Here is a 19,815-nt window from a genome sequence, read left to right as displayed (position 1 = left end):
GACGGTACAGTAACAGGATGAGTCCCCGTCCGTCAGCCCGAGAGCAGATGCTCGACGCGTTCGAGCACCTCGTCACCACCAGCGGCGAGCGCACCGCCACCTTCGACGCGGTCGCCGCCGAGGCGGGGGTCTCGAAGGGCGGCCTGCTCTACCACTTCCCCTCGCGGGAAGCGCTCGTCGACGGCCTGGTCGAGCGGCTCGAGACCCTGATCGACGCCGACGTCACGGCGATGACGAACGCCCCGGACGGCGCCGTCGACTACTTCATCCGCACCTCGTCACCCGACGCGGTGGCCGACGACGACCCCTTCGACCGGTGCATCACCGCGGTGACCAACCTCGCGGCGAGCGGCCGGTGGCCCCGGGCGGTGGAGGCGCTGAGCGCGATGCAGCGCCGGTGGTACGACGTCGTCCTCGACGAGGTGGGCGACCCGGTCGTCGCCCGGCTCGTCTGCCTCGTCGCCGACGGCCTCTGGTTCACCCCGGGGCCGTTCGACCAGGCGACGGTCGACCCCGCGGCCGCCCGGGCACCGATCGGCGACGTCATCGGCCTCCTGCAGGGACTGTCGCACCGGGGCGCCTAGGCCGCCGCCCTCAGACGGCGACGATGCAGGCGGGGCTGCCCAGCGAGAACACGTCGACGGGCTCGCCCGGCACCCCGGTCTCGGGGTCGAGCGGCAGCACCGCCACCGTGTCGGAGCCCTGGTTCGCGACGTAGAGCACGCCCGGCGTGATCGCGAAGTGGCGCGGCCACCGGCCCCCGCACGACGACTCGCCGACGAGGCGCAGCCGCTCGTCGTCGCCCACCGTGAAGACGCTGATGGTGTCGCGCCCCCGCGTCGCGACGTACACGCGGCCGGCGTCGACCGCCAGGTGCGAGGGCAGCACGCCCGGCGTCGACGCCGCGCCCTCGAAGACCTCGATCGAGTGGTCGAGCACGAGCTTGCCCTCGACGCGGCGCAGCACGTGCAGCCGGGCGTCGAGCTCGCCGACGGCGACCAGCCGGCCGTCGTCGAGCCACGCCAGGTGGCGCGGCCCGGCGCCGGAGGGCAGCGGGTGCACGGCCACGACCTCGGGGTCGAGCGAGATCGGGTCGACGACGATCTCGACGAGGCGGTCCGTGCCGAGGTCGCTCACGAGGGTGGTGCCCCAGGGGGTCGCCACGACCTGGTGGGCGTGCGGACGCTCCTGGCGCTCGAGGACGGGGCCGTGGCCGAAGGGCAGCGCGAGGGTCCGCACGACGCGGCTCGGGTGCGACGGGTCGCTCGACAGGACGCCCACGGTGCCGCCCACGTAGCTGGCGACGACGAGCGCGCCGGAGGCCGGGTCGTGGTGCACGTGGCAGGGCGCCGCCCCGCCCGCGGCGGCGCTCGAGGCCGCGACCAGCTGGCCGGCGGAGACGGTGTACGACAGCACCCGCCCCTCGGTCGTCTCGGAGACCGCGTGCAGGGCGCCCTCCGTCGCGACGAGGAAGGACGGGTCGTCGGCCTCGACGGTCTGCACCGCCTGCCACGGCGACCCGGGCGCGCTGCGCTCGAGCACGGTGATGCCGGTGCCGGAGCCCCCGCTCGAGGCCGTGTAGGAGCCGATGTAGAGCCGGTGGGGAGCCGCGGCCGAGGCGGGGCTCGCCGGGGACGCCTCCGGCGAGCCCGCGGGCACCTGCTCGGGAGGCGTGCCGTCGCTCACCGCGGTCACTCGCCCGGCGTCGCCGCGGCGTCGGCCGCGATGCGCTCGTGGTGGTGGATGACCTCGCCGACGATGAAGTTCAGGAACTTCTCCGCGAAGGCGGGGTCGAGGTGCGACTGCTCGGCGAGCTGGCGGAGGCGCTGGATCTGGACGCGCTCGCGCTCCGGGTCGCTCGCGGGCATTCCCGCCGCGGCCTTGAGGTGGCCGACCGACTGCGTGAACTTGAAGCGCTCGGCGAGGAGGTGCACCAGCGCGGCGTCGATGTTGTCGATGCTCTGCCGGATGCCGGAGAGCTGCTCGATCGCGGTCTTGTCGTCGTCGCTGAGGGGGCTGTCCGCCCCGAGGGGACTGTCGAGTGCCATGGGCCGAGCCTAGCGGCGACGCCCCGCGCCCGACGGGCGGGACGAGGGGCTCGACACGGAGGGCCCGGTGGGGCAGGGGCCACCACGGGGCGGACGGACGAGGAGGCGCGCCCCGCGATCGCGGGGCGCGCCTCCTCGGTGCTGCGGTGCTGCCATGCAGCGAGCGGGTCAGTCGACCAGCGTCAGGGTCACCTCGACGTTGCCGCGGGTGGCGTTCGAGTAGGGGCAGACGTGGTGCGCGGCGTCGGCGAGCTCCTGGCGGCGCTCGGCGGGGACGTTCGGCGTGTAGATGTCGAGCTCGACCGCGAGGCCGAAGCCGCCCTCGCCGTTCGAGCCGATGCCGACGCTCGCGCTGACCGAGCTGTCTTTCGTGTCGACGCCGAGGCCGCGGGCGACGGAGTGCATCGCGCTGAGGAAGCAGGCGGCGTAGCCGGCCGCGAAGAGCTGCTCGGGGTTGGTGCCCTCGCCGTTGCCGCCGAGCTCCTTCGGCGGGCGGGTCTCGAAGTCGAGACGGTCGTCCTCGCTGCGGACGTGGCCGTCGCGGCCGCCCCCGGTGGCGTGGGCGATGGCGGTGTAGGCGATCTCCAGTGTCATGGCTCCAGGGTCGACCTAGAGTCTGGACGGTTGCTGATGGCCAGCGAGGCGCGCCGTGAGACCCTCCTGCACGCGCGGCCACTCGTCGGCGAGCACGGAGTACACCGCAGTGTCGCGCCAGGTGCCGTCGGCCCGGGGCTGGGTGCGGCGGAGGACGCCCTCGGGGGCGGCCCCGAGCTTCTCGATCGCGGCCCGCGACCGCGCGTTCGCCGCGTCGGCCTGGATCTGCACGCGGCCGAAGCCGTGCTCGAACGCCGTGCCGAGCACGAGCAGCTTCGTCTCGACGTTGACCGCCGTGCCCCAGGTCTCGGGCGCGTAGGCCGTCCAGCCGAGGTGGGCGCTCTCGTTCGCGAGCTGGAACTCGGCGAGGGTCGTCGTGCCCACCAGCGCCCCCGGTGCTCCGTCGGTGACGAGCCGGACCCCGTAGACGTTGCCCGTGCCCCACAGCAGGTAGCCCCGCATGAAGTCCGACCAGCCCTCGAGGTCGGCGCGGAAGGCCGCCGAGCCGCCGCCCCAGCCCCCGGCGAAGACCTCCGGCCGGGCGATGGCGGCGTGCAGCTCGGCGAGGTCGTCGGGGGTGATCGGCTCGACCACGACGTGGCGGCCCACGAGCGGGGCGAGGGGCGGGCGCGTGGCGGTCATCCCCCGATGGTGCCAGCACCCGCCGTCGCCGTCGAGCGGGCCGCGGCACCGGCGTGCGTCCGGCATGATCGTGGCCATGAGCCCCGCCGCCGCCTTCAGCCAGTCCGCCGAGTCGTTCGTCGACCTCCTGTCGCGCGTCGGCCCCGAGCAGTGGAGCGAGCCCGGGCTCGGCCGCTGGACCGTCCGCGACCTCGCGGGCCACGCCTCCCGCGCGGTGCTCACGGTCTCGACGTACCTCGCGCTCGACGAGCCGGGCGACGTGACGATCCCCTCGGCGGAGGCCTGGTACTCGGCCTACGCCTCGCAGTTCACCGACGCCGACGGCGTCTTCCAGCGCGGCGTGGAGGCCGGTGCCTGGCTCGGCGACTCGCCCTCGACCGTCGTCGCGGCGGCCCTCGCCGACTCGCGGGCGGCGCTGGCCCGGGCGCTCCCGAACCGGATCGTCTCGATCGGCGGCATGGGCATCCCCCTCGACGAGTACCTGCGCACCCGGGTCTTCGAGCTCGTCGTGCACACGATCGACCTCTCGCGGGCGACCGGGCTGCCGCACACCCTGCCCGCGACCGCCGTCGCCGACACGGCCGCGCTGGCGGCGCGCGCCGCCACGATGCAGGGGCACGGCGAGGAGGTGCTGCTCGCGCTCACGGGGCGCGGCCGCCTCACCGACGGGTTCAGCGTCGTCTAGCCGCGCCGCGCCTCCTGAGGGGCACGGCGCGGCCGCGGGGGCGGGCGGTCGCCTAGCCGAGCAGGTCGTGGCGCGTGACGATGGCGTCGCGGCCGGGGCCGACGCCGATGGCGGAGATGCGGGCGCCGCTCATCGCCTCGACGGCGAGCACGTAGTCCTGAGCAGCCTGAGGCAGGTCGGAGAACTCGCGAGCGCCGGTGATGTCGTCCGACCAGCCGGGGAACTCCTCGTAGATCGGCACGGCGTGGTGGAAGTCGCTCTGCGACACGGGCACCTCGTCGTGACGGACGCCGTCGACGTCGTACGCGACGCAGACGGGGATCGTCTCGAGGCCCGTGAGGACGTCGAGCTTCGTCAGCACGAAGTCGGTGACGCCGTTGATGCGGGCCGAGTAGCGGGCGATCGGGGCGTCGTACCAGCCGCAGCGACGCGGGCGGCCGGTCGTCGTGCCGAACTCGAAGCCGTTGGCGCGCAGGAACTCGCCCGAGGCGTCGAACAGCTCGGTCGGGAAGGGCCCGGCCCCGACGCGGGTCGTGTACGCCTTCACGATGCCGATGACGCGCTCGATGCGGCCCGGGCCGATGCCGGAGCCGGTGGAGGCGCCGCCCGCGGTCGCGGAGGACGACGTCACGAAGGGGTAGGTGCCGTGGTCGACGTCGAGCATCGTCGCCTGGCCGGCCTCGAACAGGACGGTCTTGTCGGCCTCGAGCGCCTGGTGGATCTCGAGCGCCGTGTCGGCCACCATCGGCTTCAGGCGGGGCGCGTACGAGAGCAGCGACTCGACGATCTCGTCGGCCTCGATGGCGCGGCGGTTGTAGATCTTGACGAGCAGGTGGTTCTTCTGGTCGAGGGCCGCCTCGACCTTCTGCCGCAGGATGCCCTCGTCGAAGATGTCCTGCACGCGGATGCCCACGCGGTTGATCTTGTCGGCGTAGGTCGGGCCGATGCCGCGACCGGTGGTGCCGATCTGGCGCTTGCCGAGGAAGCGCTCGGTCACCTTGTCGAGCGTGCGGTGGTAGTGCGTGATGACGTGCGCGTTGGCGCTGACCTTGAGGCGCGAGACGTCGACGCCGCGGGCGATCAGCGCGTCGAGCTCGTCGAAGAGGACCTCGATGTCGACGACGACGCCGTTGCCGATGATCGGGGTGACGCCGGGCGAGAGGATGCCGGAGGGCAGCAGGTGCAACGCGTACTTCTGGTCGCCGATGACGACCGTGTGGCCGGCGTTGTTGCCGCCGTTGAACTTGACGACGTAGTCGATGCGGCTGCCGAGCAGGTCGGTGGCCTTGCCCTTGCCCTCGTCGCCCCACTGGGCACCGATGATCACTACTGCGGGCATGGGGGGCTCCTCACGTCGGGGGACTGCACCGGGTGAGGTGCACTTGAGTCTACCGACAGGTGCGCCACGCCGGTCGGGGCCGGGGCTGGCGCATTCGTTGCGCGGTACGACAAACTACCCACCATGAGTCTCGTCGCCGGGGTCGACTCCTCGACCCAGAGTTGCAAGGTCGTCGTCCGCGACGCGTCTTCGGGCGCGCTGGTGCGCTCCGGGAGCGCGCGGCACCCCGAGGGCACCGAGGTCGCCCCGTCGGCCTGGTGGGCCGCCCTGCTCGAGGCGATCGCGGCGGCGGGCGGCCTCGACGACGTCGACGCGATCTCCGTCGCCGGCCAGCAGCACGGCATGGTCGCGCTCGACGCCGAGGGCGAGGTCGTCCGCGACGCCCTCCTCTGGAACGACACCCGCAGCGCCGACGCCGCGCGCGACCTCGTCGACGAGCTCGGCGCCGACGAGTGGGCCCGGCGCACCGGCACGGTGCCGGTCGCCTCCTTCACCGCGACGAAGCTGCGGTGGCTGCGCGACGCCGAGCCGGCCTCCGCCGAGCGCGTGGCCGCGGTGGCGCTGCCGCACGACTGGCTGACCTGGCGGCTGCTCGGGTACGGACCCCGCGACTCCTCGCCCCTCGGCCCCGACCTCGACGAGCTCGTCACCGACCGCAGCGACGCGAGCGGCACCTCGTACTGGAGCCCGGCCGACGACGGCTACGACCTCGAGCTGTTCGAGCGCGCGCTCGGCCGCCCCGGCCGGGTGGCCGGCGGCGACGGCACGGGCGTCGTGCTGCCCCGCGTGCTCGGCCCGTCGGAGGCGGCGGGCACGACGGTCGCCCACGCGAGCGTGCCGGCCGGCCTGGTCGTCGCGGCCGGCGCCGGCGACAACGCGGGCGCCGCGCTCGGCCTCGACGCCGGGGTCGGCGACCTCGTGATCAGCATCGGCACGAGCGGCACCGCCTTCGCCGTCACCGACCACCCCGTGGCGGACTCCAGCGGCACGGTCGCGGGCTTCGCCGACGCGGCCGGCGGGTTCCTGCCCCTGGTCGCGACCCTCAACGCCGCCCGGGTGCTCTCGTCGGTCGGGTCGCTGCTCGGCGTCGACCACGACGAGCTCGCCCGGCTCGCCCTCGCCGCCGAGCCCGGCTCGGGCGGGGTCTCGCTCGTGCCGTACTTCGAGGGCGAGCGGACTCCCGACCTGCCCCGCGCGACGGCCACCCTCGCCGGCCTGACCCTCGCCTCCACGACCCGTGAGAACCTCGCGCGCGCCGCGGTCGAGGGCATGCTCTCGGCGCTGGCCGACGGCGCCGCCGCCGTCCGCGACCTGGGCGTCGAGGTGCACCGCGTGCTGCTCATCGGCGGGGCCGCGCTGAACCCGGCCGTGCAGGCCGTCGCCGCCCAGGTCTTCGACGTGCCCGTCTCGGTGCCGTCACCGGGCGAGTACGTCGCCGACGGGGCCGCGCGGCAGGCGGCGTGGGCGCTCACCGGGGGCCGCCCCCGGTGGGAGGTCGCGATCCGGTCGTCGGCCGACGCGTCGCCGGTGCCCGCCATCGCCGAGCGGTACCGCGCGGCGCAGCAGCTCGGGTCGCTGCCCCGCGGCTGAGCGGGGGCGGAGGCGCGGGCCGGGTCGGCAGGGCGCGACACCTAGGATCGGTGGCATGCCGACGGACGCCCAGCCGACCCCCTCCACGATGACCGAGGACTACCTCAAGGTCATCTGGAAGGCCGAGGAGTGGGCCTCCGACGAGAGCGACCGCGGCATCACCACGAACGAGATCGCGGCGACGCTCGGGGTCGGCGCCTCGACGGTGTCGGGCAACCTCCGCAAGCTCGAGCGCGACGGCTACATCGACTACGAGCCCTACCGGCGCATCGCCCTCAGCGAGCTCGGGCGACGCGTCGCGGTCGGCATGGTCCGCCGCCACCGGCTGATCGAGACGTACCTCGTCGAGCGGCTCGGCTACGGCTGGGACGAGGTGCACGACGAGGCCGAGGTGCTCGAGCACGCAGTCAGCGACCGGCTGCTCGAGGCCTTCGACGTCGAGCTCGGCCGCCCGGCCGCCGACCCGCACGGCGACCCGATCCCCGCCGCCGACGGCACGGTGACCCGGCCCGTCGCGCACCCGCTGCAGCAGTTCGCGAGCGGCGAGTGCGGGTTCGTCGTCCGCGTCTCGGACGACGAGCCCGAGCTGCTGCGGTACCTCGCGTCGCTCGACCTGCGCGTGGGCGCCCACGTGCGCGTCGGCGAGCGCCGGGACTACGCGGGCTCGCTGCAGGTCGTCCTGACCGACGCGCACGACCGGCCGCTCGGCACCGTCGAGCTCGCGGGCGCGGCCGCCTCGTCGGTGTGGGCGAACTCCGAGCCGCACACGCACGCCTGACCACGCCGCACGTCGGGCGGAGGCGGATCGGGCCGCCGTCCTGACCTGGCCGGCGCAGGCCGCAGGCCGGGGCCGCAGGCCGGGGCCGCAGGCCGGGGCCGCAGGCCGGGGCCGCAGGCCGGGGCCGGGCCTAGCGCGCCGTGCGCGGCAGCGAGGCCGACGCCGGGTCGGAGAGCAGCGGCGCGAACGCGAGCTCGGCGGCCCCGATCACGAGGCGGTCGGCCCCCAGCTGCGCCCGCACGATGCTGACGTCGTCGGCCGGGCCGGGCAGCGCCTGCCGCGTGACGCGGTCGAGCAGCCGGTCGGGGGCGGCCGCGAGCAGCGACCCCAGGAACCCGCCGAGCACGATCATCGACGGGTCGAAGGCGTTGACGACCGTGCGCAGGGCGACCGCGAGCTGGTCGACCTGGCGCTCGACCTCGGCCCGCGCCTCGGAGCCGGGGCGCGCCTCCTGCAGGGCCGCGTCGAGCTCGTCGGCCTGAGCGCGCGACAGGCCGGTCGCGGCGAGCAGCGAGGCCTGGCCCACCTCGGTCTCGAGGCAGCCGGTGGCGCCGCAGTGGCAGAGCCGACCGACCGAGTTGACCAGGGTGTGGCCGATCTCGCCGGCGTAGCCGCCCACCCCGGCGAGCGGTCGGCCCGCCGCGATGACGCCGCCGCCGACGCCGCTCGCGCCGCCGTTGAGGAAGACCAGGTCGTCGACCCCGCGCCCGGCCCCGAAGCGGCCCTCGGCCATCGCCGCGAGCGACGCGTCGTTGGCCGCCTCGGTCGGCAGGCCGGTCGCCTCCGAGACGAGGGCCGCGAACGGCTCGTCGACCCAGCCGAGGTGCGGCGCGAGGCGGACCAGGCCGCCGTCGGCCCGGACGAGGCCCGGCACCGCGGCGCCGACGCCCACCTCGGCCACCACTCCCCCGCTGCGCCGCAGCACCTGGCGCAGCTCGTCGATGGTCTCCGCGGCGAGCGCGGCGGCCTCGGCGGCCGTGGGCACGCTCGCCGTCTCTCGACGGACCCTCGCGCGGACGGCCCCGCCGAGGCCCACGGCCCCGACGGTCACCGCGTCGATCTCGGGGTTGACCGACCAGGCCACGACGTCGGAGCGCGCCTCGACGACCGGGCTCGGCCGGCCCACGCGCGAGACCCCCACGGGGTCCGCCTCGTGGGCCAGCTGCCGGTCGACGAGGTCGCCGACGAGCGTCGCGATGGTGGAGCGGTTGAGGCCGGTGAGGCGCGTCAGCTCCGACCGGGAGAGCGGGCCGCGCGCGTGCACGAGGCCGAGCACGGCCGCCAGGTTCGACTGGCGAGCGCCCTCGGTCCGCGCGACCTGGTCGATCGTCACGATGCCGCCCCCCTTCGTCGTTCCGACCCTACTGCGGCGCGGGGTCTCCCCCGACCTCGTCCAGGCTCCAGCCGGAGGCGGTGGTCTCGACCGTCACCGCGCCTCCCGCACGCCGGACGACGAAGTCGGCCCGCTCGCCGTCGGGCGTGGTCACGGTGACCGTGCGGTCGCCGTCGCCCCCGGGGAAGACCCGCAGCACGAGGCCGTCGAGGTAGTCGTGGTCGGGGCGGTCGTCGCGACCGCCGACGGGGACGACCGCGCCCTCGCGCACGTAGAGCGGCAGCGAGAGGACGTCGTGCACCTCGGTGCGCCAGGTGCCGGTGCCCGCGTCGACGACCTCGCCGGTGAACCAGCTCGTCCAGCGGCCGGCGGGCAGGTAGACCTCGACGGTGCCGTCGGCGGAGAACACCGGGGCCACCAGCAGGTCGTCGCCCAGCATGTACTGCGTGTCGACGTGGGCGACGGCGCGGTCGGCGGGGAAGGCCAGGGCCATCGGCCGCATCACCGGCAGGCCGGTGCGGGAGGCCTCGAGCCCGGCGGCGTAGAGGTACGGCATCAGCGAGAGCTTCAGCGTCGTGAAGCGCCGGGTCACCTCCACGGCCTCCTCGTCGAAGGCCCACGGCACCCGGTACGAGCCGCTGCCGTGGAAGCGGCTGTGGCTCGACAGCAGGCCGAAGGCCGTCCAGCGCTTGTAGACCTCGGCGTCGGGGGTGCCCTCGAAGCCGCCGATGTCGTGGCTCCAGAACGCGAACCCGCTCATCGCGATCGAGAGCCCGCCGCGGAGCGTCTCGGCCATGGACTCGAAGGTCGACGTCGAGTCGCCGCCCCAGTGCACCGGCAGGCGCTGACCGCCCGTGGTCGCCGAGCGGGCGAAGACGACGGCGTCGCCCTCGCCACGGACCTCCTCGAGCACCTCGAAGACGGCCTGGTTGTAGAGCTGCGTGTACCAGTTGTGCATGCGCTCAGGGTCGGAGCCGTCGTGCCAGACCACCCCGGTGGGGATCCGCTCGCCGAAGTCGGTCTTGAACGCGTCGACGCCCTGTGCCTGCAGCGCCCGGAGCTTGCCCTGGAACCACGCGGTCGCCTCGGGGTTCGTGAAGTCGACGAGGCCCATGCCGGCCTGCCAGAGGTCCCACTGCCAGACGCTGCCGTCGGGGTTCCGCACGAGGTAGCCGGCGTCGGCCGCCTCGCGGAAGAGCGCCGACCGCTGGCCGATGTAGGGGTTGATCCAGACGCAGACGCGCAGGTCGCGCTCGTGCAGGCGGGCGAGCATGCCCTCGGGGTCGGGGAAGACCCGGGGATCCCACTCGAAGTCGCACCACTGGAACTCGCGCATCCAGAAGCAGTCGAAGTGGAAGACGCTGACCGGCATGTCGCGCCGGGCCATCTCGTCGACGAAGGAGGTGACGGTCGCCTCGTCGTAGTCGGTCGTGAACGACGTCGACAGCCAGAGCCCGTACGACCAGGCCGGCACGTGGGCCGGCCGGCCGGTGAGGCGCGTGTACCGGTCGAGGACGTCGGCCGGGGTCGGCCCCGCGATCACGTAGTACGTCAGGCCCTCGCCCGCGACCGAGAACTGCACCCGCTCGACCGCCTCCGAGCCGATCTCGTACGAGACGTGGCCGGGGTGGTCGACGAGCACGCCGTAGCCGCGGCTCGTCAGGTAGAAGGGCACGTTCTTGTAGGCCTGCTCGCTCGACGTGCCGCCGTCGGCGTTCCAGACGTCGACCGTCTGGCCGTTCTTCACCAGCGGGCCGAAGCGCTCGCCGAGGCCGTAGACGAACTCGCCGACGCCGAGCGACAGCTGCTGCGACACGTAGTGCGGGGCGAACGCACGCGCGGTGCCCGCCCGGGCGTTGCCCACCATCGCGCCGTCGAGCTGCGCGTCGGCGGCCACCGAGTGGTAGCCGACCGACTTCGCGCCCGAGCGGGTGAGCACGGTGTCGCCGTCGCGGAAGGAGAGGGCGAAGGGGGCGCCGCGACCCACGGTGGCCGTGAGCCGGCCCGAGGTCAGGGTGGCGCCTCCCTCGGTCACCGTCGTCGTGCCGACCCCGGCCTCGCCGCCCTCGGCCCCGACGAGGTCGAAGCCGATCTCGTCGCGGCCGCCGGAGAAGTGCTCGACGGTGACGCCGATCACGCCCTCCATCGGCGAGCGCAGCGTGACGGTCATGACCGGCCGGTTGAGGGTGTCGCCCCGCGACGCGATGACCTTGGTCGGGGCCGTCACGACGAGCGAGCGGCCGTCGGCCCCCTGCTCGACGTCGTAGGCCTCCTGGGCGAAGAGGGAGGAGACGCCGGGGCGCGTCTGCCAGAAGCCGTCGGTGAACTTCACGATGCGGTGCCTTTCGAGGGGAGTCGCGGGGCGAGGGGCCGGAGCGCGCGGCGGGCGCGGCGGGCGCGGAGCCCGGTCACTTGACGGCCCCGGCCGTGATGCCGCGGGTGAGCGTGCGCTGGAACAGCAGGAAGAAGACGAGCGTCGGGATGAGCCCGAGCAGCGCCGAGGCGCTCGTCGTCGTGACGTCCATCAGGCGGTCGCCCTGCAGCGCCGTGATGGCGACGGGCACCGTCTGGTTGTCGTTCGACACGAGGAACGTCAGCGGGATGAGGAACTCGTTCCAGGTCCAGATGAAGAAGAAGATCGCGAGCACCGAGAGCGTCGGGCGGCTGATCGGCACGATGACGCGCCAGAGGATCTGCCACCGGCTGGCCCCGTCGAGCGACGCGGCCTCGAGCACCTCCTTGGGGAAGGTGCCGTAGACGCTCGACAGCAGGTACGTGCCGAACGCGCTCTGGATCACGGTGAAGATGATGATGACGGCCCAGATGTTGTCGTAGAGCCCCACCTGCTTGAAGAGGAAGTACAGCGGGTAGAGCAGCGCCTCCTGCGGCAGCATGTTCGCGAGCAGGAAGAGCACGATGATCCAGGTGCGGCCGCGCACCCGGCCGATGCCGAGGGCGTACGCGTTGAACACCGAGATGACGACGGCGAAGAGGGCGACGAGGCCCGCGATGACGAAGCTGTTCCAGAGCTTGGTCGGGAACTCGACCCTGTTCCAGAAGTTCACCAGGCCGTCGAAGTAGAGCGACGTCGGCAGGCTCAGCGGCCCGCCGCTCGTGTAGTCGGCGGGCGACTTGAACGAGTTCACCAGGATCAGCAGGAAGGGCAGCGCGATCAGCAGCCCGAAGAGCAGGGCCGCGGCCAGGATCACCCAGTCGGTGGCCGTCTTCTTCTTCTTCCGCTGCTTCGCCTTCGGGAGGCGCGGGCTGGGCACCGCGGGGCGGATGCGGTCGCCCTCCACCGGCGCGACGACGGTCGTGGCCATCAGCGGCTCCTCTCTGCTCGTTCGACCCGGTTCTGGGCCTGGATGAAGAAGATGGTGATGACGACGATGACGAGCGTCAGCGCCGTCGCGATGGTCGCGCCGTAGCCGACCTGCTGGCTCTGGAAGAACTCGCTGTAGGCGTAGTAGCTCGGCACGATCGTGGAGTCGCCGGGGCCGCCGCGCGTGAGGGCGTAGATCGGCCCGAAGACCTTCAGCGCCGCGATGGTGCAGGTGAGCACGACCACGAAGATCTCGGGGCGGATGATGCTCACCGTGATCGCGCGGAAGCGCTGGAACCAGCCGGCGCCGTCGAGCTCGGCGGCCTCGTAGAGCTCGGGGTCGACGCGCTGGAGGGCCGCCATGAAGATGACCACCGGGTAGCCGAGCTGGACCCAGACCATCACCACCATGATGCTGAGCAGCGCCGTGTCGGGGCTGCCGAGCCAGTTGTGCTGGAGGGCGCCGAGCCCGACGGCGTCGAGGACGCTGTTCAGCGCGCCGTTCTCGGGCCGGAGGATCCAGCCGATCACGATCGCGGCGATGGCCACGGGCAGGATCTGCGGCAGGTAGTAGGTGGCCCGGAGGAACGACGCCAGGCGGCCGCCGAACTTGCGCCCGATCAGGTCGAACAGCATCGCGGCGAGCAGCAGGCCGAGGACGGTCGGCACGACGACCATGGCGATGATCAGGAAGACGCTGTTGAGGAACGACGTCCAGAAGCGCTCGTCTGCCATCAGCTCACGCCAGTTGTCGAGCCCGGCCCAGGTCGGCGGCCGGATGCCTCGGTAGTCGGTGAAGCTGAGGTAGACGTTCCAGACCAGGGGCACCAGGACGACGACCGCGAACAGCGCGAAGCCGGGGATGAGATAGAGCCAGAAGCCACGGCGGCCGGAGCCCGGCAGAAGGCTCTCCTCCGCCGCGCGGGCCGGGCGGGCGGCGCGGGGGCCGGAGCCCGGGAGGGCCGACGTCGCGCGCCGGCCCTCCCGGGTCTCCCGCGCCTCCTTCGTGTCGAGGGAGGTCATGGGCGGCTACTCCCCGGTGATGTCGTCGACGCCGCTCTGGTACTGGCCGCCCAGGGTCTCGAGCATCTCCTCCGGCGTGGCCGAGCCGTTGACGAGCCCCTGCGTGCCGGCGACCAGCTGGTCGTAGAAGGTCGGCGTGGGCCAGTCGGGGTAGAAGGCGAGGCCGTCACGCTCGAGCAGCGTGTTGAAGTTCGCGATCAGCTCCTGGCTCTTCGGGTCGGTGATGTCGGCCGGGTCGGCCTTCACGGGCACGCCGCCGTTGTTGCCGATCAGGTTCTGGATCTCGGGGCGCATCGTGATGTCGATGAACTTCTCGGCGAGCTCCTTGTTGGCGGCGTTCTCGGGGATCACCCAGAGGTTGCCGCCCGAGCCCGGAGCCATCTCGCTGCCGGGGAAGAGGAACGTGCCCCAGTCGAAGGTCGCCTCGTCGGCGACGCGGCCGGCCCACCAGCTGCCGGAGACCATGATCGGCGCGCCGCCGCTCATGAAGGTCGTGCCCATGTCCTCCGCCTTGATGCCGGTGACGTCCTTCGAGATCCAGCCGTTCTCGACGTACTCCTGCAGCTTGTCGGCCGCGTAGGTGAGCTCGGGGCCCTGCCAGTCGACGTCGCCCTCGTAGAGCTGGTAGTCGTCGACGAACGAGCGGTCGGCCTGCGAGAGGGCCAGCTGGTAGAAGAGCTGGCCGAGCGGGTACTCGGCGCCGGCCTCGGCGAGCGGGGTGATGCCCGCGTCGGCGAAGGTCTGCAGCGCGGCCTCGAACTCGTCGTAGGTCGTGGGCACCTCGATGCCCTGCGCCGCGAAGGCCTCCTTGTTGTAGTACACCTCGACGTACTCGCCGTAGTTCGGGATGCCGTACCAGCTGCCGGAGCCCATGATGCCGCGCTCGTCGTACTTCGACGTCGTGGCGATCGACGGGGCGAGGTCGTCGTCCCAGCCGTACTCGGCGACGGCGTCGTCGAGGTTCGCCAGCAGGCCCTGGCTGGCGAGCAGGCCCGCCGTGGCGTTGCCCTTGTTGTACTCGAGGATGTCGGGCGCCTCGTCGGAGTTCAGCACCTGGCTGGCCGTCGAGCGGATCTGCTCGAAGCTCTTCGCCTCGAACTCGACGGTCGCGCCGGTCTCCTCCTCGAAGGTCTCGATGGCCTGGTCCCACGCGATGCCCATCGCGCTGGTCTCGCTCTCGAAGTGCCAGAGCTTGAGGGTGTCGGGGTCGGAGGACCCGCCGCCGGCCGAGCAGCCGGTGAGCAGCCCGGCGGTGGCCGCGAGGGCCGTGCCGACTGCGAGCACGCGTCGTTTCTTCATGGTTCTACCTCCTCGTAGAGGCCCCTGTCGTCGTCGAAGCGTTTCGACGATCGTCGTGGGGCGGTGATCTGCGGTGTCGTGCGGTGGTGGTGCCGGTGGTGCGGTGGTGCGTGGTGCGGTGGTGCGCGGTGCGGGTGGGTGAGGGACAGGGAAGGCTAGGAGGCGCGGGTCGGCACGGTGACCGAGCCCTGCGCGAGGTAGACGGGGGCGATGAGCTCGACCCCACGGTCGAGCCGGCCGTCGATGCGCTCGAAGGCGGCCTCGACCGCACGGCGGCACATCTCGTCGATCGGCAGCGGGATCATGTCGAGCGCCGGCTCGAGCTCGTCGGCCGCGTAGCTCGCGGCGGCGGCGAGCACGGAGAGGTCGCGGGGGACCTCGAGGCCCAGCTGCCGGATGCGCTGCAGCACGGCCTCGGCCGTCGGCTCGCTGCAGTGCAGCACGAGCGCGGTCATGCCGGGGAGGCGGGCCCGCAGCTCGTCGAAGGCCCGCCCGCCGGAGGCGCGGCTGAGGTCGGTCGGGATGGTGACGGTCTCGAGACCGCGCAGCTGGGCCCGCGCCGCGAACGCGTCGTCGAAGCGCCGGATGAAGCCGGTGTCGCGCTCCTGGTAGGAGGCGGGGTGGCCGACCACGCCGACGACGCGGTGGCCCGCGTCGGCGAGGCGGTCGACGCTCATCGCGGCGGCGGACTCGAAGTCGAGGTCGATGCAGGCGAGGTCGTCGGCCCCCTGCGGGATGCCGATGAAGCCGGCCGGCAGCGCGAGCTCGCGGACGAGGTCGACGCGCTCGTCGACCGTGGCGACGCCGATCGCGACGACTCCGTCGACCAGCGAGCTCGACGCGACGCGACGGATGCCCGACACCTCGTCGTCGGTGGCCAGCAGCAGGACGTCGTAGTCGCGGCGGCGGGCGGCCTCGACGACCGCGGTGACGAAGCGCATCTGGGTGGGCTGGTGGTTGTCGGGCCGCACCGGGGCGCTCAGCGCGAGGATGTTCGTGCGGGCGCCGGCCAGCATCCGGGCCCCGGCGTGGGGGCGGTAGCCGAGCCGGTCGACCGCCTCCGTCACGCGCTGGCGCGTCGTCGACGCGATCGAGCGCTTGCCGGAGAGGGCGTACGAGACCGTGGAGATGGACACGCCGGCGGCCTCTGCCACGTCGTGGATCGTCGCCATCGGGACCTCGCTGTCTAGGTGGTGGAGAGACGCGAGGCCGACGCTCTCCCGCTCGGTGCGGAAGCGCTTCGACTGCTCGCGGTTCGAGACACTACGACAGCCACGACGGCCAGCGCAAGTGTTTCGTTGCCGCGGACGACAAATGCCGACCGGGCTTCCGTTCGCGCCGCGGACCGGATATGTTGAGGCGCACAACATTCGTCGCGGCCCCGTCGCGACGACCGGCCACGTCGCAGACGCACTCTCGGAAAGGGACATCGATGTCCGTCACCCCCACTCGCGAAGACAAGTTCTCGTTCGGCCTCTGGACGGTCGGCTACACGGGCGCCGACCCGTTCGGCGGGCCCACGCGCCCCGACCTCGACGTCATCGAGGCCGTGGAGAACCTCGACCGCCTCGGCGCCTACGGCCTCACCTTCCACGACGACGACCTCTTCGCCTTCGGCTCGACCGACGCGGAGCGCCAGACGCAGATCGACCGCCTCAAGGGCGCCCTCGACGCGACCGGCATCGTCGTCCCGATGGTGACCACCAACCTCTTCAGCGCCCCCGTCTTCAAGGACGGCGGGTTCACCTCGAACGACCGCGGCGTGCGCCGCTTCGCGCTCCGCAAGGTGCTCCGCAACATCGACCTCGCCGCCGAGCTGGGCGCGAAGACCTTCGTCATGTGGGGCGGCCGCGAGGGCGCGGAGTACGACGCCGCGAAAGACGTCCAGGCGGCGCTCTCGCGCTACAAGGAGGGCGTCGACATGCTCTCGCAGTACGTGCTCGACAAGGGCTACGACCTGCGCTTCGCCATCGAGCCCAAGCCGAACGAGCCCCGCGGCGACATCCTGCTGCCGACGCTCGGCCACGCGATCGCGTTCATCGAGACCCTCGAGCACCCCGAGATGGCGGGCGTGAACCCCGAGGTCGGCCACGAGCAGATGGCGGGCCTGAACTTCACCGCCGGCATCGCCCAGGCGCTCTACCAGGGCAAGCTCTTCCACATCGACCTCAACGGCCAGCGCGGCATCAAGTACGACCAGGACCTCGTCTTCGGCCACGGCGACCTGCAGAACGCGTTCTCGCTCGTCGACCTGCTCGAGCACGGCTCCCCGCAGGGCGGCCCCTCCTACGACGGGCCTCGCCACTTCGACTACAAGCCCTCCCGCACGGAGTCGATCGACGGCGTCTGGGAGTCCGCGGCCGCCAACATGCGCATGTACCTGCTGCTGAAGGAGCGCGCACAGGCCTTCCGTGCCGACCCCGAGGTGCAGGAGGCGCTGGCCGCCAGCCAGGTCGCCGAGCTCTCGGTGCCGACCCTGGGCGACGGCGAGGGCTACGAGCAGCTCCTGGCCGACCGCGCCTCCTACGAGGAGTACGACGCCTCCGCGCACTTCGGCGGCCACGGCTACGGCTTCGTCCGCCTGCAGCAGCTCGCCCTCGAGCACCTGATGGGCGCGCGCCACTGAGAGCAGGCGCGAAGCGACTGCGTGGCGCGCGCTGACGCGCTCCAGCGCGTCAGCGCGTCAGACGGAGCTAGGAGCAGGCGCGCCGCCGCTAGCCCACCCACGACGCCCGGCCCCGACCCTCGGGGCCGGGCGTCGCCACGCCCGCCGTCCCGCACGGCAGCGCACCCCCTGTCCGGGATGCGTACGATCCCCCTCCGCTGCTGACCGAGCGACCAGGGCGTCCGATGGTGTCCCTCGAACGAGGAGGCCACATGGTCGAGGGCGCCGCTGCGGAGCTCCGCTGTCGCATCTGCCGTGCGCCAGCTCGGCTCGCCGACAATCCGTACTTCGGCACGGGGCTCTCGGTGCACCGGCAGATCCAGGTCTGCACGCGGTGCCAGGCGATCTCGTTCCCGCCGCGGGCCGAGCGGAGCGCGACCGAGGCCGTCGCCGCGCCTCCCCGGGGCTGGCGGGCCCGACTCGGGGCGTGGCTTCACGCCCACTGAGATCCCCCCTCGCCCCACCCGGGCCCGGCGCGGACGATCAGTCGGCGTCGAGCTGGTCGAGCGCCTCGCGGGCGCGCTCCGCCTCTCGCCGCGCGGCCGTGGCGTCCTCGCCGGCCCGACGGCGCTCGCGGCGCAGGAACCGCTCGCGGTCGTCGAGCTCGGCTCGACGAGCCTCGGCGGCCGCGAACTCGTCACGCAGGCGACGCAGGTCGTCGGCGACGCGGTCGCGCGCCTCGTCCAGCTCGGCGACCCGCGACTCCACCTCGTCCCGGTCCGCCTCGGCGCGGTCGGCGGCCTGCTCGGCGCGCCGCAGCTCCTCCCGCGCGCCGCGGCGCGCGTCCCGCTGCCGGCTCCGGCGGTCGGGGCCACCGGCGGGGTCGGGCCGCTCGGACGTCGATGAGCCGGCGCGGCGCGGACGGGGCCGGTCGACCGCGTCGCCGGCCAGGGCCCCGTCGAGGTCGGCGGGCTCGAGGCCGTCCGCCGCGAGCGGCCGGACGAGCACGCCCGAGCGGGCGGCCTCGGCCGCGTCGGCGTCGGCCACGACGGCTCGCAGGGTCTGCTCGAGGGCCACGACGGCCGGGCCGGCCAGGGGCGCGCCCGCCTGCTCGGCGAGCTCACGGCCGCGGGCGAGGAGCTGCGCGAGCACGGCCTTCCGCTCGTCCGCCGCCGTGGCGAGCGCTGCTCGGTCGCCCTCCGCCTGCGCCGCACGGAACCGGTCGCCCAGGGCCGCGGCGCCTGCGAGCCCGCGGCCGGCGTCGTCGCGGGCGAGCAGGTCGACCGCCCAGGCCGCCGGAGCAGCACGCGGCAGTCGGCGGATCCTGCCCGCCAGGTCGCGGTCGCCGGCGCGGCGCACGTCGGCGGCGAGCGCGTCGCGAGCCGCCACGAACTCGCCGGGCGCCAGGGCGTAGAGCTGCTGCGCGGCGTCGGCGAGGGTCATCGATCGACCGTACCCACCGACGCCGTCGACCGGCCGTCGCCGCCCGGCGGCGGTCAGGGCGCCGAGAGCGCCCCGGCGGCGCGGGCCGCACGTCGTCGTGCGCGTCGACGGGCCGGAGCCGGCGCACCGGTGCGCACCTCGCCCGCCACGCTCGCGAGCTCTGCCGCGACGGCCCCGGCGAGCGCCGACGCCGCGCGGTGCCGCCGTCGCGGTGCCGACCGACGATCATCGACCGCCTCGAGGGCGGCCACCACCCGGGGGGCCAGGGCCTCGGCCCACTTGCGGTGCATGGAGGCCCAGGAGAAGAGCTCCTGGACGTAGAGGCCGTCGAGGCTCCACGAGGGGAACGGCACGACGGTGACCGCGTCGTCGTCGGCGGCGACCCGACGGCTCGCCGCGTCGAGGCGAGCGATCTGGGCGGTGATCACGCGGCGGGCGACGGGCGGGATCGGACGGAACTCGGCCATCGGCGGCAGCTCGGCGACCACGACCCCGACCTCGGGGCCGGCCTCCTCGCGCACGCGCTCGACGAGCAGACGGAGGTCGGCCTCCCACGAGGCGGCGCTCGTCGCCGCGAGCACGTCCGCGATGCCGAGGAGCACGACGACGACGTCGGCGCCCTCCGTCGTGAGCGAGGGCATGGTCGCGGCCGTGTGCATCGTGAGCACGGGCGAGGTGAGCTCGCTCCAGCTGAGGCCGCGGCCGCGACGGTCGGCGACGCGGGCGGCGGTCTGGCTCGAGGTGGTCATGCCGTGGCTCAGCACGCCGAGGCCGGAGACCGCGACGCTGCCGATGAACGCGAGGCGCTCGGGCCGCGGGCCCGCGATGAGCGGGGCACGCTCGTCGCGCGGGAAGATCGACGACGCCATCTCGCGGCGGTAGAGCTCCAGGTGCACGCGGAAGAGCGGTCGGGCCGCGGCGACGAGCAGCGCCGCGAGGGGCGCGGGCACGCCTCGGGAGCGGCGGGGGGCGACGAGCGGGGTCGGGGCGTCGTCGGGGGCGGTGCGGTGGTCCATCGTGTCCTGCGTCCGTGCGGTGACCGAGTCTCCTCGGCGGACCCGTCCTGGGGCCCGTCTCGAGTCTCGCCGCCGGAGGAGCGCCGCGAGCGGCCGGT

The 19,815-nt window shown here is 73.7% G+C and carries 18 protein-coding genes; 5 read left to right on the top strand and 13 right to left on the bottom strand.

Features of this window, described 5'->3' with window-relative positions:
* The first annotated feature begins 17 nt into the window (after positions 1-17).
* Complete coding sequence (locus JOE43_RS04730; RefSeq protein WP_209515196.1) at positions 18-584, top strand: TetR/AcrR family transcriptional regulator; 567 nt, start codon at positions 18-20, stop codon at positions 582-584.
* A 10-nt stretch (positions 585-594) separates the two neighbouring features.
* Here the strand turns inward: JOE43_RS04730 and JOE43_RS04725 are convergent, their stop codons facing one another.
* The 4 genes from JOE43_RS04725 to JOE43_RS04710 all read right to left on the bottom strand — a co-directional run bounded on the left by JOE43_RS04725 (position 595) and on the right by JOE43_RS04710 (position 3,284).
* The gene (locus JOE43_RS04725; protein WP_209515194.1) at positions 595-1,686 is read right to left on the bottom strand and encodes a beta-propeller fold lactonase family protein; all 1,092 of its coding nucleotides are present in this window, start codon (positions 1,684-1,686) and stop codon (positions 595-597) included.
* Positions 1,687-1,691: 5 nt separating this feature from the next.
* The gene (locus JOE43_RS04720) at positions 1,692-2,048 is read right to left on the bottom strand and encodes a chorismate mutase (protein WP_056056136.1); all 357 of its coding nucleotides are present in this window, start codon (positions 2,046-2,048) and stop codon (positions 1,692-1,694) included.
* Between the two features lie 168 nt (positions 2,049-2,216).
* The gene (locus tag JOE43_RS04715) at positions 2,217-2,636 is read right to left on the bottom strand and encodes an organic hydroperoxide resistance protein (protein ID WP_056056163.1); all 420 of its coding nucleotides are present in this window, start codon (positions 2,634-2,636) and stop codon (positions 2,217-2,219) included.
* Between the two features lie 21 nt (positions 2,637-2,657).
* Positions 2,658-3,284, bottom strand: a complete 627-nt coding sequence (locus JOE43_RS04710) for a GNAT family N-acetyltransferase (protein WP_209515192.1) — start codon at positions 3,282-3,284, stop codon at positions 2,658-2,660.
* 76 nt (positions 3,285-3,360) lie between these two features.
* On the opposite strand from JOE43_RS04710, the gene JOE43_RS04705 reads away from it, so the two are divergent.
* Positions 3,361-3,969, top strand: a complete 609-nt coding sequence (locus JOE43_RS04705) for a maleylpyruvate isomerase family mycothiol-dependent enzyme (RefSeq protein ID WP_209515189.1) — start codon at positions 3,361-3,363, stop codon at positions 3,967-3,969.
* 52 nt (positions 3,970-4,021) lie between these two features.
* Here JOE43_RS04705 and JOE43_RS04700 read toward each other — a convergent pair whose 3' ends face one another.
* Positions 4,022-5,308 carry an adenylosuccinate synthase gene (locus tag JOE43_RS04700; protein ID WP_056056131.1) on the bottom strand — a complete coding sequence of 429 codons (1,287 nt, stop codon included), beginning with the start codon at positions 5,306-5,308 and terminating at the stop codon, positions 4,022-4,024.
* A gap of 123 nt (positions 5,309-5,431) precedes the next feature.
* On the opposite strand from JOE43_RS04700, the gene xylB reads away from it, so the two are divergent.
* Entirely contained in the window at positions 5,432-6,898 is a 1,467-nt protein-coding gene (xylB, locus tag JOE43_RS04695) for a xylulokinase (protein ID WP_209515187.1), read from the top strand.
* 55 nt (positions 6,899-6,953) lie between these two features.
* Positions 6,954-7,676, top strand: a complete 723-nt coding sequence (locus JOE43_RS04690; protein ID WP_209515186.1) for a metal-dependent transcriptional regulator — start codon at positions 6,954-6,956, stop codon at positions 7,674-7,676.
* 130 nt (positions 7,677-7,806) lie between these two features.
* Here the strand turns inward: JOE43_RS04690 and JOE43_RS04685 are convergent, their stop codons facing one another.
* From JOE43_RS04685 to JOE43_RS04660, 6 genes are all read right to left on the bottom strand, one after another.
* On the bottom strand, positions 7,807-9,009 hold the full coding sequence (locus tag JOE43_RS04685; RefSeq protein ID WP_307803244.1) for an ROK family protein: 1,203 nt from the start codon (positions 9,007-9,009) through the stop codon (positions 7,807-7,809).
* Positions 9,010-9,037: 28 nt separating this feature from the next.
* Entirely contained in the window at positions 9,038-11,341 is a 2,304-nt protein-coding gene (yicI, locus tag JOE43_RS04680; protein ID WP_209515184.1) for an alpha-xylosidase, read from the bottom strand.
* Between the two features lie 76 nt (positions 11,342-11,417).
* Positions 11,418-12,332: a carbohydrate ABC transporter permease gene (locus JOE43_RS04675; protein ID WP_209515182.1), complete on the bottom strand. Its 915-nt coding sequence runs from the start codon at positions 12,330-12,332 to the stop codon at positions 11,418-11,420.
* Complete coding sequence (locus JOE43_RS04670; protein ID WP_209515180.1) at positions 12,332-13,354, bottom strand: carbohydrate ABC transporter permease; 1,023 nt, start codon at positions 13,352-13,354, stop codon at positions 12,332-12,334. The genes JOE43_RS04675 and JOE43_RS04670 overlap by 1 nt, the downstream gene beginning before the upstream one ends.
* Positions 13,355-13,360: 6 nt before the next feature.
* Entirely contained in the window at positions 13,361-14,653 is a 1,293-nt protein-coding gene (locus JOE43_RS04665; RefSeq protein ID WP_209515178.1) for an ABC transporter substrate-binding protein, read from the bottom strand.
* 155 nt (positions 14,654-14,808) lie between these two features.
* Positions 14,809-15,825 carry a LacI family DNA-binding transcriptional regulator gene (locus JOE43_RS04660; RefSeq protein ID WP_245187109.1) on the bottom strand — a complete coding sequence of 339 codons (1,017 nt, stop codon included), beginning with the start codon at positions 15,823-15,825 and terminating at the stop codon, positions 14,809-14,811.
* Between the two features lie 260 nt (positions 15,826-16,085).
* Here JOE43_RS04660 and xylA point away from each other — a divergent pair, with 260 nt between their 5' ends.
* Positions 16,086-17,279: a xylose isomerase gene (xylA, locus tag JOE43_RS04655; RefSeq protein WP_209515174.1), complete on the top strand. Its 1,194-nt coding sequence runs from the start codon at positions 16,086-16,088 to the stop codon at positions 17,277-17,279.
* Between the two features lie 522 nt (positions 17,280-17,801).
* On the opposite strand, the gene JOE43_RS04650 is transcribed toward xylA, so the two are convergent.
* Both JOE43_RS04650 and JOE43_RS04645 read right to left on the bottom strand, forming a co-directional pair.
* On the bottom strand, positions 17,802-18,701 hold the full coding sequence (locus tag JOE43_RS04650) for a hypothetical protein (RefSeq protein ID WP_209515171.1): 900 nt from the start codon (positions 18,699-18,701) through the stop codon (positions 17,802-17,804).
* Between the two features lie 53 nt (positions 18,702-18,754).
* On the bottom strand, positions 18,755-19,717 hold the full coding sequence (locus tag JOE43_RS04645) for a GDSL-type esterase/lipase family protein (RefSeq protein ID WP_209515163.1): 963 nt from the start codon (positions 19,715-19,717) through the stop codon (positions 18,755-18,757).
* Positions 19,718-19,815 lie beyond the last annotated feature (98 nt).

This window comes from Frigoribacterium sp. PvP121, from assembly GCF_017833115.1.
Taxonomy (GTDB): domain Bacteria; phylum Actinomycetota; class Actinomycetes; order Actinomycetales; family Microbacteriaceae; genus Frigoribacterium; species Frigoribacterium endophyticum.
Note: the sequence above shows the minus strand (reverse complement) of the source record. Positions and strands in the feature narration are given on the sequence as shown.